This window comes from Cupriavidus sp. HY129, from assembly GCF_059492215.1.
Window position 1 is genome coordinate 1,790,372 of the sequence record NZ_CP083255.1, and the last position, 12,612, is coordinate 1,802,983.

The 12,612-nt window shown below is 63.9% G+C and carries 14 protein-coding genes; 5 read left to right on the forward strand and 9 right to left on the reverse strand.

Annotation, left to right across the window (positions count from 1 at the left end; all coding sequences use genetic code 11):
• Window positions 1–134: 134 nt before the first annotated feature.
• The 3 genes from K6G35_RS24325 to K6G35_RS24335 form a co-directional block, all read right to left on the reverse strand.
• A complete protein-coding gene (locus K6G35_RS24325; RefSeq protein ID WP_008649216.1) occupies window positions 135–1,142 on the reverse strand; it encodes an aldo/keto reductase in 1,008 nt (335 codons plus the stop codon).
• Window positions 1,143–1,200: 58 nt separating this feature from the next.
• A complete protein-coding gene (locus tag K6G35_RS24330; RefSeq protein ID WP_495676465.1) occupies window positions 1,201–2,775 on the reverse strand; it encodes an FAD-dependent oxidoreductase in 1,575 nt (524 codons plus the stop codon).
• Window positions 2,776–2,913: 138 nt separating this feature from the next.
• On the reverse strand, window positions 2,914–3,381 hold the full coding sequence (locus K6G35_RS24335) for a cupin domain-containing protein (RefSeq protein ID WP_008649220.1): 468 nt from the start codon (window positions 3,379–3,381) through the stop codon (window positions 2,914–2,916).
• A 303-nt stretch (window positions 3,382–3,684) separates the two neighbouring features.
• Between K6G35_RS24335 and K6G35_RS24340 the strand changes: the two genes are divergently transcribed.
• On the forward strand, window positions 3,685–5,064 hold the full coding sequence (locus K6G35_RS24340; RefSeq protein ID WP_008649221.1) for an FAD-containing oxidoreductase: 1,380 nt from the start codon (window positions 3,685–3,687) through the stop codon (window positions 5,062–5,064).
• Between the two features lie 14 nt (window positions 5,065–5,078).
• On the opposite strand, the gene K6G35_RS24345 is transcribed toward K6G35_RS24340, so the two are convergent.
• Entirely contained in the window at window positions 5,079–5,648 is a 570-nt protein-coding gene (locus K6G35_RS24345; RefSeq protein ID WP_008649222.1) for a YdeI/OmpD-associated family protein, read from the reverse strand.
• A 137-nt stretch (window positions 5,649–5,785) separates the two neighbouring features.
• On the opposite strand from K6G35_RS24345, the gene K6G35_RS24350 reads away from it, so the two are divergent.
• Window positions 5,786–7,051: a TIGR03862 family flavoprotein gene (locus tag K6G35_RS24350; RefSeq protein WP_495676466.1), complete on the forward strand. Its 1,266-nt coding sequence runs from the start codon at window positions 5,786–5,788 to the stop codon at window positions 7,049–7,051.
• 166 nt (window positions 7,052–7,217) lie between these two features.
• Here K6G35_RS24350 and K6G35_RS24355 read toward each other — a convergent pair whose 3' ends face one another.
• From K6G35_RS24355 to K6G35_RS24365, 3 genes are all read right to left on the reverse strand, one after another.
• Window positions 7,218–7,364, reverse strand: a complete 147-nt coding sequence (locus K6G35_RS24355; protein WP_008649224.1) for a DUF3096 domain-containing protein — start codon at window positions 7,362–7,364, stop codon at window positions 7,218–7,220.
• A 60-nt stretch (window positions 7,365–7,424) separates the two neighbouring features.
• Window positions 7,425–7,628 carry a CsbD family protein gene (locus K6G35_RS24360; RefSeq protein ID WP_008649225.1) on the reverse strand — a complete coding sequence of 68 codons (204 nt, stop codon included), beginning with the start codon at window positions 7,626–7,628 and terminating at the stop codon, window positions 7,425–7,427.
• Window positions 7,629–7,721: 93 nt separating this feature from the next.
• Window positions 7,722–8,300, reverse strand: coding sequence for a V-type ATP synthase subunit E family protein (locus K6G35_RS24365; protein WP_035883865.1), 579 nt, complete (start codon window positions 8,298–8,300; stop codon window positions 7,722–7,724).
• A 536-nt stretch (window positions 8,301–8,836) separates the two neighbouring features.
• On the opposite strand from K6G35_RS24365, the gene K6G35_RS24370 reads away from it, so the two are divergent.
• Entirely contained in the window at window positions 8,837–9,436 is a 600-nt protein-coding gene (locus K6G35_RS24370; protein ID WP_035884129.1) for a cysteine hydrolase family protein, read from the forward strand.
• A gap of 17 nt (window positions 9,437–9,453) precedes the next feature.
• Here K6G35_RS24370 and K6G35_RS24375 read toward each other — a convergent pair whose 3' ends face one another.
• Both K6G35_RS24375 and K6G35_RS24380 read right to left on the reverse strand, forming a co-directional pair.
• Window positions 9,454–9,606, reverse strand: coding sequence for a hypothetical protein (locus K6G35_RS24375; protein ID WP_017511327.1), 153 nt, complete (start codon window positions 9,604–9,606; stop codon window positions 9,454–9,456).
• Window positions 9,607–9,733: 127 nt separating this feature from the next.
• Window positions 9,734–10,015 (reverse strand): putative quinol monooxygenase, encoded by a 282-nt coding sequence (locus K6G35_RS24380; protein WP_008649234.1) that lies wholly within the window; start codon window positions 10,013–10,015, stop codon window positions 9,734–9,736.
• A gap of 239 nt (window positions 10,016–10,254) precedes the next feature.
• Between K6G35_RS24380 and K6G35_RS24385 the strand changes: the two genes are divergently transcribed.
• The gene (locus tag K6G35_RS24385; RefSeq protein WP_011519415.1) at window positions 10,255–10,707 is read left to right on the forward strand and encodes a MarR family winged helix-turn-helix transcriptional regulator; all 453 of its coding nucleotides are present in this window, start codon (window positions 10,255–10,257) and stop codon (window positions 10,705–10,707) included.
• A 33-nt stretch (window positions 10,708–10,740) separates the two neighbouring features.
• Window positions 10,741–12,066 carry an MFS transporter gene (locus K6G35_RS24390; protein ID WP_035883864.1) on the forward strand — a complete coding sequence of 442 codons (1,326 nt, stop codon included), beginning with the start codon at window positions 10,741–10,743 and terminating at the stop codon, window positions 12,064–12,066.
• The last annotated feature ends 546 nt before the right edge of the window (window positions 12,067–12,612 follow it).

Genomic DNA, 12,612 nt, shown 5'->3' on the forward strand with positions numbered 1-12,612 from the left:
GCAGTGGCGGGGGGTGATGAAACCGGGCCGGCGAGCGAGGCGTGGACCCTAGGGGAATGACCTGGCTCGGGATCAGCGAGCCAATCTGGGAGCGGATTGGGGGATCAAGATGGGATCAGGACGGGATCAGGTGCCTAGGCGGGGACAGGTGGACGCTCCCGCTGGAATAGCGCGTGAAGCCGGCGTGCCGGTTGGTCCAGTGACGTGTCCTCGGCTGCGTCGATATTCGCCAGGATGTGTTCCGGCCGCCTCGACGAGAACAGGATCACGCTGGCCGGGTTCATGACCAGCGCGGCCTTGAGCATGAGTTGCGCCAGCACGCGGGCATTGGCGAGATCGGCGCCGACCTCGGTGGACCAGCGCAGGCAGGTGGCCGGGCTGGCCTGCAGCCACGCCACAAGCAACGGCAGGTGCTGGTTCAGCGCCCGGTGATGGATACGCGGATAGGGGGTATCGGGAATGGCCGGATCGAATACCGACCATTCGAACTGCGCCACGCGGCAGAAGGCGGGTTGGGTGCGGACCAGTTCGGGAATCTGGTCGCGATGGGAGCCAGCGCCGAACGTGCCGATCTTGCCGTCGCGCACGGCGTCTTCCATAACACGCAGGAGCTCGTGGTTGCCGTCGCGCGCCGTCAGGTCTTGGGCGGTGACTTCATGCAGCAGCCACAGGTCGATATGGTCGGTGCCGAGGGTGGCGAGGCTGGCTTCCAGCGATTCACGCGCCTGGCGTGCGGTGAAGATGGGATTCGGTTCGGAGGGGGTGACCGGAGAGAAGGATGTGCCAGGTATCGGTATCACGGTCTTGCGCAGCATCTGCTTGAGGCCGGGAAACGTCTGCAGCACCGGCCGCGCTACCACGCGCGCCAGGCGCGTGACGGCGTTGCTGTCCGGAGGCGGGATGCCGAACTTGGTCGTGATGGTCACCTGGCCGCGTACCTCCCGCAGGAACTCGCCGAGGCAGCTTTCTGCCTCGCCATAGCCATACATCGGCGCCGTATCGAAATGGCGGACACCGGCGTCGTAGGCCGCCCGGAGCATGGACAGCGACTGGCGGCGGTCCAGCGCGCCCATGATGCCTGAGCCGCCAAAGCCGAGCCGGGTGGTCTGGCGGCCGGTGTTGGCGAACGGGATGATTTCCATCGACAAGTCCTTGGAGGTTGATCGGTTGCGGTGGCGTGATGGAGACGCCAGATCCATGTCAGCGACGCCCGATATGCTCGGCCAGCCGTACGGCCAGTGCCAGTACGGTGTGCGTCGGATTGGAGAAACTCGAGGTCGGGAATACCGCGCCGGAGCATACATAGCCGTTGTCCATGCCATGCAGCTTGAGGTCGAGGTCGACGATGCCGTCACTGGCGCTGGCCGACATGCGCATCCCGCCCATGTGATGGTTCATGTCGTCGCAGGTGGCCCGGATACTGTCATCGGGGGCCTCTGACAGACTCGGGTCGGACACGCGCGCGATGCCCGCCAGCGAGTCCTGCGCGACCTTCGCGAAGGCCCGGATCGTATCCACCTCGTGATTGGAGATGCGCCAGTCGAGCCTTGTGCGGCAGAGGCCCAGGCTGTCGCGCGAGTTCGACAGGCGGATCGCGCTGTCCGTGCGTGGCGACTGCTCGCACTGGATCTGCAGCCCGATGCGGGCGTCCGGCGGCACATACGCGCGGCGCGCCACCGCGTAGGTCCAGCTCTGACGCGCCAGCAGTGGCGCATGGCGGACGAGCCGGCCAATCTCGCCGCCCGTGACTTCGCCAACGCGGCCGCGCAACAGCTTCTTGGCCGTTGTCTTGATCTGTGCCTGGATCTCGCCGGACTCGCTTTCGAAGGAGATCTGCGCGGCGACGTTGAGCGTGCGATAGCGCTGCTGCAGCGAGCGCGAAAGCCGGATCTTGGGCTGGTACTTGTAGCCCCGACTGAACACGTTGCCGAACACGTCCAGGAACTTGCGCCGGTTCGTCACGTCGAGCCATGTATGCCAGACCACGTGGTCCTGGAAATGCCTGCCCAGCAGTGCGTTGCGTTGCCACGGCATCTGCGCCAGCTCCGGCTGCAGAAAGAACCGCGAACTCTCGATGCCACCCATGCACCAGACGAAACGGTCCGCGCGGAACGTGCTTTCCTTGCCATCCAGCGTCCTGCATCGGACGCTGCGAACATGGGTGCCTTCCACGATGGGGGATACGGCATTGGCATGTAGCCACACGGTCACCAGTGGATGGTTGCGCAGGGTACTGGCGTGGAGGTTCGAGAAGTTCGTTTCCGGGCACCAGCGGGTCAGGAACGTGTCGAGATTCGAGAACACCGGTTGCGGCAGTCCCAGTTCGCGCCAGACGGTCGCGTCCTCAAGCGACGCGCTGGCGAGTCCTTCCAGTTCGATCGCGCGCTGATAGTACGGGGCCAGTTCCCGCTTGGAGATGGGCCAGCCGCTCCCTTCCACCCAGGGGCGCTGTTCGAAGTCGATGGCATCGAACTCCAGAATCTGGCCGCCCCATCGCGTGGTGGAGCCGCCGATGGCGCGAAAGCGGCCATCGTGGATGCCATGGTGGCGAAGGCCGGCGATCTCGCTGCGATAGGTGTCCTGCGAGGCCTGCTCGATGTCTTCGCCGCCGCCTTCCAGCATCACCACGCGCCGGCCATGGCGGGCCAGTTCCACGGCAAGCAGGATGCCGGCCGCGCCGGCGCCGACGATGCATACGTCGGCACGATCGCCCGGGGCGGGGGTGGACTCGATCAGGTCGCGAATCATGTGCTGGCGGCTCCAGGAAAGCGGCATAGGTCTCCTCCGGGAATTTATGGGGAGTTGCCTTGCCGGACAATGGCCTGGAGGGCCAGATATGAGCGGCGCCGCACATGCGGCGCCGGCAGGTTGCGGGGTCAGGGCCGCCAGGCGGCCGCGGATTCAAGTCAGCATTCAGGGCAGCAGATGGGTATCGCCGGCGGCCTGAGGCGGCAGCTTGATGGCCAAGGCCTTGAACTCGCCGCTGGATGCGATCGAGCCCGCATGCGCGGTGCCCTTGGGAATCACGATCAGGTCACCGGGGCCGACCTCGCGCTTTTCATCGCCCAGCCAGAAGACGCCCTTGCCAGAGATGATGTACTGAATCTCGTCGGCGCTGTTGTGGTAGTGCTTGGGGACATTGCCCGACTGCACGGCGATGGTTCCGGAAGGCGTGTTGACCAGCCCCTTGGTGCGCAGTGTGCCCATGTTGGGCACTTGCGGGCCGATGGCCTCGTCGCTCATGGCCGCCAGGTTGACGATCAGGGGCGCCAGCGCGGCCGGCGGGGTTTGGGCGTGGGCATGCGGCAGGTCGATGTGGGCGACAAGATAGCCGCAAGCAAAAGCGACCGGGACGGCGGAAAAAACGGCAAGACGACGCATATTCTTCTCCCTTGGGTTGGCCTGCGATCATTGCCTCGCCGCGACGCCTGCTTCGGGCGATCAGGCTGGATTGTCGCACCGCGCTTCATACCCAAGATTGAGGGGAAACCCGGAAGCGGACGGCACTTGGCCGCTGCAACGCGGCCGGCGAACGTCTGGATCGTCCACTATGCTCGGATCTGGCTTCCGGGAATCATCGGGGCACGCGCGGTCCTGGCGCTGGCGGCCCGGGTGATGTCGCGGAGGCGCCCATTTTCGTGGTTCGCCCGGTGGCGAGCACGGTACCCGGCAAGGAGAATCGTGATGGCTCAGAGATTGGACGCGATCATCATTGGCACCGGACAGGCCGGCCCCGCACTCGCGGCGCGGCTGGCCGGCGCGGGCAAGAAGCTGGCGGTTATCGAGCGCGGGCGGTTTGGCGGTACCTGCGTGAACACCGGTTGCATCCCTACCAAGGCGCTGATCGCCAGTGCGTACGCCGCGCAACTGGCGCGGCGGGCTGCCGAGTACGGCGTGACCATCGGTGGGCCGGTCGCGGTCGACATGAGGCAGGTAAAGGCACGCAAGGACGAAATCTCGGGCAGGTCCAGCCAGGGCGTGGAGCAGTGGATGCGCGGGCTGGACAACGTCACCGTCCATCAGGGGCACGCCCGCTTCGAGCACGCGCGCGGCGTGCGGGTCAATGGGGAGTTGCTGGAGGCCGACCAGATCTTCATCAACGTCGGCGGCCGGGCGCTGATTCCACCGATGCCAGGGCTGGATCAGGTGTCATACCTGACCAACTCAAGCATGATGGAAGTCGACTTCCTGCCGGAGCATCTGATCATCGTTGGCGGCAGCTACATCGGCCTTGAATTCGGCCAGATGTACCGGCGGTTCGGGGCCAGGGTGACCATCGTCGAGAAAGGCCCGAGACTGATTCAGCGGGAAGACGAGGACGTGTCGCAAGCCGTGCGGGAGATCCTCGAACGCGAGGGCATCGAGGTCCGGCTCGACGCCAACTGCCTGAGCGCGCGCAAGGACGGTGACCATATTGCCGTCGGGCTTGATTGCGCGGGCGGGGCGCCTGAAGTTCACGGCTCGCACCTGTTGATGGCCGTCGGGCGCGTGCCCAATACGGACGATCTGGGGCTCGACAAGGCAGGTATCGAGACGGATGCCCGGGGCTACATCAAGGTGGACGATCAACTGCGCACCAGCGTCCCCGGCATCTGGGCGCTTGGCGACTGCAACGGCCGGGGCGCTTTCACGCATACGTCCTACAACGACTACGAGATCGTCGCGGCCGATCTGCTCGATAACGATCCGCGCGCGGTGACGGATCGCATTCCGGCCTATGCCTTGTTTACCGACCCGCCGTTGGGCCGCATCGGCATGACGGAGCGGGAAGCGCGGCAGTCAGGGCGCAAGGTGCTGGTGGGCACGCGGCCCATGAGCCGTGTCGGGCGGGCCGTGGAGAAGGGCGAAAGCCAGGGCTTCATGAAGATACTCGTCGACGCCGACACGCGGCTGTTGCTGGGCGCTGCGATCCTCGGCCTGAACGGCGACGAGGTGGTGCACTCACTGCTCGACGTGATGTACGCCGGGGCTCCCTACACGACCATCAGTCGCGCGGTGCATATCCACCCCACGGTGTCCGAACTGGTGCCGACGGTGTTGCAGGGTTTGCGGGCGCTGACCTAGCGTCGGCGTCGGGATTAGGGATGGATCTTCTCCCCCTTGTTCAACATCTCGATGAACTGGGCAATCTTTCTGGCGCGCGTTTCGGCTTTCTTCACGTTCTGGATTCTGAACAGAATGGCGAAGCGGTTCTGGCTGTTCAGGGTGGCGAAGAATTTCCTGGCCTTGGGGTTGGCGTCGAGGGCCTGCTGCAGATCGTCGGGCACGGTCGCCTTGCTCGGGGATGCATAGGCGGCCTCCCAGCGTCCGTCGCGTCTGGCCTGTTCGACGGCATGAAGCCCGGCTGGGCGCATTCGCCGGGCGGCGATCAGCGCTTCGGCCTTTTCCTTGTTGATCCTGGACCAGATACTCCTTGCAGTCCTCGGCGTGAAGCGCTGGAGCCAATAGTGTTCGCTCTCGGCCTGCTTCTGCCCGTCGATCCACCCGTGGCAAAGGGCGCTTTCAATCGCCTGCGCATAGGACACCGTGGCTTCCCCGGCCGATCGCTTGGCGATGCGGAGCCAGACGCCGGATGCGGTGCCTCCATTGGCTTCGAGCCAGACTTCCCATGCTTGCTGATCGGCGAACGTGAGTGTTGGACTGTCCATGTGATGCCTGACGGAATTGTGCGGCGGACGAAGGGAATCGACGGTACCACAGCCCGGGAGCAGGCGGCGAGCGTGGACGGATCGCCGCTGGCGTGGCTACGCTTATAATTCGCCAGCCCTCCGTCATCCACGATTCCATGCCCGCTGTTCCTGCCCAAGAACCCATCCGCCACGATGGCGCCATTGTCATTGGCGGGGGACCTGCCGGTCTCATGGCCGCCGAGATGCTGGCCGGGCAAGGCCTGCCGGTGGACGTCTACGACGCCATGCCATCGGTCGGTCGCAAGTTCCTGATGGCCGGCAAGGGCGGGATGAACATCACCCACTCCGAGGCGGCGGATGCCTTCCTGCGCCGCTATGGCGCACGCGCGGACCGGATCGGGCCGATGCTCGACAGCTTCGACGCCGACAAACTGCGTGCCTGGGTGCACGGGCTGGGCATCGACACCTTTGTCGGTAGTTCGGGGCGCGTATTTCCCACTGACATGAAAGCCGCGCCGCTGTTGCGGGCATGGCTCCATCGCTTGCGCGAATCCGGGGTGCGCATTCACGTGCGGCACCGCTGGATCGGTTTTGGCGCGCCCATCGACGGCTGGCATGTGCTGCGCTTTGCCACGCGGGACGGCGAGATCGAGGTGGCGGCACGTGCGGTTGTGCTCGCGCTCGGCGGCGGTAGCTGGGCGCGTCTTGGTTCCGATGGCGCATGGCTGCCGATGCTGGCGGCGCGTGGCGTTGACGTGGCGCCGCTGCGGCCCGCCAACTGCGGCTTCGATATCGCCTGGAGCGAAGTGTTCCGCGCGCAACATGCGGGTGAGCCAGTGAAGTCGGTGGCCATCGGCGTCACGACGGTCGATGGCACGGCATTGCAGCGGCAGGGCGAGTTCGTCATCAGCGAGACCGGCATCGAAGGCAGTCTGGTATACGCGCTGTCCGCGCCGATTCGCGATCTGATCGACACGCACGGGTTCGCAATTATCACGGTGGACCTGGCGCCGGGGCGCTCCCCGGAGGATGTCGCGGCCGAAGTAAGCCGGCCGCGCGGCTCGCGTTCGGTATCGAGCCATCTGCAGAGCCGGCTGGGTATTACCGGCGTCAAGGCGCGCATGTTGCGTGAGGTCCTGACGAAGGAGGCGATGCACGACCCCGAGGCGCTGGCGGCAGCCATCAAGGCATTGCCGCTGCGGCTCGTTCGCGCGCGGCCGATCGACGAAGTCATCAGCACGGCGGGCGGTGTCCGCTTCGAGGCGATGGATGACCGACTGATGCTGACCGCATTGCCGGGCGTGTTTTGCGCGGGGGAGATGCTGGACTGGGAAGCGCCGACCGGCGGCTATCTGCTGACGGCCTGTTTTGCGAGCGGGCGCGTGGCCGGGTCGGGGGCCGTGGCGTATTTGCGCGGCTGACGTGACCGGCCATCTCTTGCTCCGGGACGGCCAACCTTCACTACGGCGCCGTTAGAGGCGCTATCAAAATGAAGCGAAGCGGTTCTGGCTAGGCGCGGGGCCGCAGACAGTACAAGTGGTACGGCAAGGCCGCGCAACGACGCCAGAATCATTTTGATAGTGCCTCTTAGCGTAGATGTCCGCCGAACAACCCGAGCAGACCGATCACGATGAGGTAGATGGCGACGATGTAGTTGAGCAGTCGCGGCATGATCAGAATGAGGATGCCAGCGATCAACGATATGAGGGGTCCCGCACTGGTAACCATGGTCATGGTGACTCCCGGAAACAGGCGTGCCCGGGTGGCACGCCCTTCTTTCTTGCAAGCGATGGGTTACCAGTGGACGTCACGCTCCCATGCCTTCAGCTCATCCTCGGCCTTTTCCTTGGTGCAGCCATAACGTTCCTGGATGCGGCCGAGAAGCTGGTCCCGCTTACCGCGGATCTGCGTGATATCGCTGTCAGTGAGCTTGCCCCACTGTTCCTTGACCTTGCCCTTGGCCTGTTCCCACTTACCTTCGATCTGATCCCAGTTCATATCTGACTCCTTGAGTGAAGTTCCTGGTGCGGACATACGGACGCCGCCCCGGGAACACGCCAGCAATTGGCGGAGGTGATGATTGACGGTTGATTACTTGCCGAACTTGGCGGCGACATCGGCCTGGCACTGGCTCCTGGCGTCGCCGGACATCGCATCGCAACGTTCCTTGCGAGCCTCGTATGCCGCGTCAAGGTTGTCCTTCTGGGCAGCACGGCGCGCTTGCGCGACTTCCTCGGGGCTGCCGGTGACTGCGGCCTTCTCGATCTTCGCGCTGCCCACGGCCCGCTCATGCGCGGCCTTGGCATCCTTCACGCAGACGTCCTTCTCGTTGCCCTTCTTGTCGTCACACATTTCCTTCGCCACGTCGTAGTCTCGATCGGCCTTGGTTTTCATGGCCTTGGCGTGGGCCTTTTCGGTACCTTCGTGGCGCGCATCCGCGTCAGCCCTGGCCACGTCACGATCTCGCTTGGCCTCCAGCTTGCACACGTCCTTCGCGTTGTCCTTCATGCCGTCACATCTCGCGGATGCTGCCTTGTAGTCGGCATCCGCCTGCTTGATTGCAGCTTCGTGATCGGCCTTCGATCCTGCCGGGGCTTGCGCCAGTGCCATGCCTGCGGGCGTGGCAACCAGCATCGAACACACTACTGCTGAGAGCCATTTACTCATCACGTTCGAGCTCCTGTTCAAAGTGGATTCAATCGGATCCGCCGGGCCCTCCCGTTGCTGCCCGGCGGCGGGGGCAGGGCTGTGCGCCCATGCATCAAGGTTAGGTTCGCGGTGGGGGAGGGAAGCAGAAGGGCGGCTCCGAAAGGTGCGTCAGACGATTCCGACGATGGATCGAAGGAAGTGCCACTGACGCACGGCAGGCGCACGGCAGGCGCACAGCAGGCGCACGGCAGGCGCACGGCAGGCGCACGGCGCACATCGTTGCGCGGCCTTGATGGGATACAGTACGCAGAATTTCGCGAAGGCCCAGACGCTTCAGGAGCGCCAATGTTTGATCACGTCAAATTCGGCGTCAGCGATGAATCGCGCGGCATAGGGCGCTGGCAGCAAGGACAACGGTGCCCTTGGTCCACGCCCGCGCTACCATGCGAACCACTACGCGAACTACCACGCGAACTAACAAGCGGCGTTCGTCATTGGTCCCGACGGGCGCAGCATCGAAGCGGTTTGCCATCAACCCGAGGCCAGAAAGGATGATCATGCAGATTCCGGTAATCGAGCCTGCGCGAACCGCGCTGGTGGTCATGCATTACCAGACCGATATTCTGGAGTTGTTCCCGTCCGTCGCGCCGGCTCTGCTGTCGAATACACGCAGGCTGTGCGATGCCGCACGAGCGGTGGGCGTCGGCGTCTACTTCGCCAAGATTCATTTCAGCGCGGGGTATCCGGAAGTGAGCCCGTTGAACCGGAACGGGCAGGTCATCAAGCAGCTTGGCCTGTTCGTCAATGACCAGATCTCGCCGGAACTCAGCCAGCGGGCCGACGAACCGCTGATCCTCGCGCATCGCGCCAGCGTGTTCTTCGGCACTGACCTGGAGGTGCGGCTTTCCGCCCGGGGGATCGACACGCTGATCATGGTTGGCATCGCGTCGACGGGGGTGGTGCTGTCGTCGGTGGCGCATGCGAGCGATGCGGACTTCCGGCTGTTCACGGTGAAGGACTGCTGCTACGACCCGGATCCGGTCGTCCACGATCATCTATTTGCCACGGCATTCGAATCGCGTACGACGGTGCTCTCACTCACCGATGCCTTGGCGTTACTGGCTCAGCCTTCCTTGGAAACTGAGGGGTGTGCCTGATTCGGCACGTGCAGGGGTCACTTGTCGCGCGTCACGCTCACGCCGGCATCCACGGTGCCGTACACGGTGACGCTTGATTCCCGGCCTCCCGGGGCGCTTGACGACGCGCATCCCTGAATGGCGCCAAGCAGAAGTACCAGTCCAATTGCGCTGAAAACTACCCGATGCATGATGATTGTCCGATGTCTTCCAAAAAGCATTGGACGGCGCGGGGCTTCAGGAGTTTCATCCGGGATGGCGACGACCCTGGAATCGGGTCGTCGACGCAATCATGGACGTTCGCCGGATCGTAGTCGATCAGATTGAGGACAGGCGCAGTACGTTGGGCGGGCCATCCATGAACGCGCCCATTGCTTTGCCGATGGAGCGGAAGTGCTCCGATTTCCGATGCGCGTCGACCGCATCGGCATCGCGATATTTCTCGGTGAATGCGTAAAGCCCGGTTTCAGCGGTCCGCCAGAGCGTGTACTCAAGGCATCCTTCCTCCTGCCGGGATGCCGCCACCAGTTCGGCTGCGACCTTTTCGAACTCAGCCTCGGCACCGGGTTTCACTTTGATCTGCGCAACAACAGCCAGCATCGTCTCCTCCTCTTCAAGTGGGTAATGTTTCGAAAATCCTAGCCTGACCGGACCGCTCAGTCTAGGTGCATGGGCCCAACAAAACGTTCGGTATTCGCCCTTGCTGGTCTTTCCGGGGCATTGCGCGCGCTGGCGTTCTGCATGGCAGTTGACGTCCCATTGCTGGCAGCCTGAGGCGCGATTTGACCTGTCCCAGTTAGGAAGGTAACCTTGCAAGGTAACCTTTCTAGTTGCATGCCATGAGCAAGAGTCCTCCTTCAGCAAGTGACGCTTTGGCGCACGCCACGGCCGAAGACCTGCGCGCCCTGATTGGCACGCTGCGCCGTAGATTGCGCGAAGAGGCGAGGGCCGGTGATTTCACGCCTTCGCAGATCCAGGTGCTGCATCTGCTCGAGCGCGACGGCCCGGCAACGGTTGCCGGACTCGCCCGCGCCCTGGATGTGCGTCCGCAATCCATGGGCGAGACGCTGACAGTCCTGAAGGCGGCGGGTGCCGTCAGCGGCGCGCCCGATCCAAACGACGGTCGGCAAACTGTTCTCTCGCTGACCCCGGCCTTCCGCCAGAAAGTCAAAGCCAGCCGCGCGGCGCGCGAGGACTGGCTCTACCGCGCCATCCAGAGTCGTTTCACCGCTGCCGAACAGCAGCAACTCGCAACCGGCGTCGAGCTTCTCAAGCGGCTGGTCGCGCCGTGACGTCAACACGATAGATTCATAGGGAACACGTCCGTGGCTCGTACATTCCGTTCGCTGCGCAACTTCAACTACCGGGTGTGGGCGAGTGGCGCGATCGTGTCCAACATCGGCACGTGGATGCAGCGCACGGCGCAGGACTGGCTCGTGCTCACCGAACTCACGCATCACAACGCGACTGCCGTCGGGATCGTGATGTCGCTGCAGTTTGGCCCCCAGATGCTGCTGTTGCCGCTTACCGGCTATGCGGCCGATCACTTCAACCGCCGCAAACTGCTGTTCATCACGCAGACAGCCATGGGTTTGCTGGCGCTTGGGCTGGGCCTGATGACCGTCACTGGCCTGGTGCGACTGTGGCATGTCTATGTGTTCGCATTGCTGCTCGGATGCGTCACCGCGTTCGACGCCCCAGCGCGGCAGACCTTTGTCTCCGATCTGGTCGGCGAGGAGGACCTGCCCAATGCCGTTGCGCTGAACTCCACTTCGTTCAATGGGGCGCGGATGATTGGCCCTGCGATCACGGGTCTGCTCATTGCATCGATTGGCACGGGATGGGTATTCCTGATCAATGCGCTGTCGTTTGTCCCGGTGATCGGCGCGCTGCGCATGTTGCGTCAGCACGAGCTGCACCTGAAGCCGCCCGCGCAGCGCTCACGCGGCAGCTTTCTGGAAGGCTTCAGGTACGTGTGGAAACGCCCCGACCTGAAGGCGGCGCTGTTCATGCTGTTCCTGATCGGCACCTTCGGCCTGAACTTCCCGATCTTCATTTCGACGATGTCGGTCAGTGCATTTCATGCCGGTGCGGGACAGTACGGCTTGCTGAGTTCGACCATGGCGATAGGGTCCGTTACCGGCACGCTGCTGGCCGCGCGCCGGGCACGCCCGCGCATGGCGATCCTGGTCGGTGCCGCAACCATCTTTGGCGTGGGCTGCATGTTTGGCGCATTGATGCCGAATGCGGTGTTGTTCGGCCTGACGCTGGCGGTGATCGGTGCATCGACACAGACGTTCACCACGTCCACCAATAGCCTCGTGCAGATCTCGACCGAGCCGGCGATGCGTGGCCGGGTAATCGCCATCCTGCTGGCCATTGCACTGGGCACCACGCCGCTTGGCGCGCCGGTGGTGGGGTGGGTGGCGGACCGCTTTGGTCCGCGCTGGGCGCTGGGTGTTGGAGCGGCTTCGGGTTTTGCCGCGGCGCTCGTCGGCCTGTTCTATCTGATGAAAAATCGCAACCTGCGCTTCTATATCGAGACGGGGCGCCTGCGCTACAGCATCGACAAGCCGCGCCAGGCGGCGTTCGTGACTGCTCCCGCCGCGGCAGTGCCAAATGTGGTGATGAGCAAGGCGGAAGACGAGTGAGCGGCAGCGTCGGCATCGCGCCGGCGTGCGGACAGACTCCTGTCCATGGCATTGGCCTTGCCATCCGCGCGAGGTAACGGCCCCTCAAGGATTTCGCGGCGGACCACGTGACTCACGTGCTGCACTATCCGCCGAAGATCCTGGATAGCATGAAACTGCCGGACTTCGAATGAGTGGACCCTGGATAGGGCGAGGGCCGGTAAGGGGCGTCAGAAAGAAGGCTTATCGCCAACTTCCGGGGAGGGCAGAGTTCGGCCATTTTGAGTCATTGGCCTTTTCAATCTCGATGGCCGGTTTAGTTGTGACTCCGGTCGTCTGCTAAACGAAGTTCAACCGGCAGAGATGGGGCGGTAGAAGCCTCTAGCGCCTGGAAGCCTAGGCGCGGATAGGCTGAGGGCGGAAACCGGCCCAAAGCTGCCATCTGAATAGTCAGGCTGAGTTTCCCCTCCAGACAGTAGCCGGCCAACGACGGCGTTTTGAGCGGGCGCCCCTTGGTCGGTAGCAACGTTGGCTCTTACGCGTGTGACGACCAATCTGTCGGTAAAA

Coding starts and splice junctions, on each gene's coding strand:
- K6G35_RS24325 (WP_008649216.1), bottom strand. CDS start 1,142: ATGGAAATCATCCCGTTCGCCAACACCGGCCGCCAGACCACCCGGCTC.
- K6G35_RS24330 (WP_495676465.1), bottom strand. CDS start 2,775: ATGCCGCTTTCCTGGAGCCGCCAGCACATGATTCGCGACCTGATCGAG.
- K6G35_RS24335 (WP_008649220.1), bottom strand. CDS start 3,381: ATGCGTCGTCTTGCCGTTTTTTCCGCCGTCCCGGTCGCTTTTGCTTGC.
- K6G35_RS24340 (WP_008649221.1), top strand. CDS start 3,685: ATGGCTCAGAGATTGGACGCGATCATCATTGGCACCGGACAGGCCGGC.
- K6G35_RS24345 (WP_008649222.1), bottom strand. CDS start 5,648: ATGGACAGTCCAACACTCACGTTCGCCGATCAGCAAGCATGGGAAGTC.
- K6G35_RS24350 (WP_495676466.1), top strand. CDS start 5,786: ATGCCCGCTGTTCCTGCCCAAGAACCCATCCGCCACGATGGCGCCATT.
- K6G35_RS24355 (WP_008649224.1), bottom strand. CDS start 7,364: ATGACCATGGTTACCAGTGCGGGACCCCTCATATCGTTGATCGCTGGC.
- K6G35_RS24360 (WP_008649225.1), bottom strand. CDS start 7,628: ATGAACTGGGATCAGATCGAAGGTAAGTGGGAACAGGCCAAGGGCAAG.
- K6G35_RS24370 (WP_035884129.1), top strand. CDS start 8,837: ATGCAGATTCCGGTAATCGAGCCTGCGCGAACCGCGCTGGTGGTCATG.
- K6G35_RS24375 (WP_017511327.1), bottom strand. CDS start 9,606: ATGCATCGGGTAGTTTTCAGCGCAATTGGACTGGTACTTCTGCTTGGC.
- K6G35_RS24380 (WP_008649234.1), bottom strand. CDS start 10,015: ATGCTGGCTGTTGTTGCGCAGATCAAAGTGAAACCCGGTGCCGAGGCT.
- K6G35_RS24385 (WP_011519415.1), top strand. CDS start 10,255: ATGAGCAAGAGTCCTCCTTCAGCAAGTGACGCTTTGGCGCACGCCACG.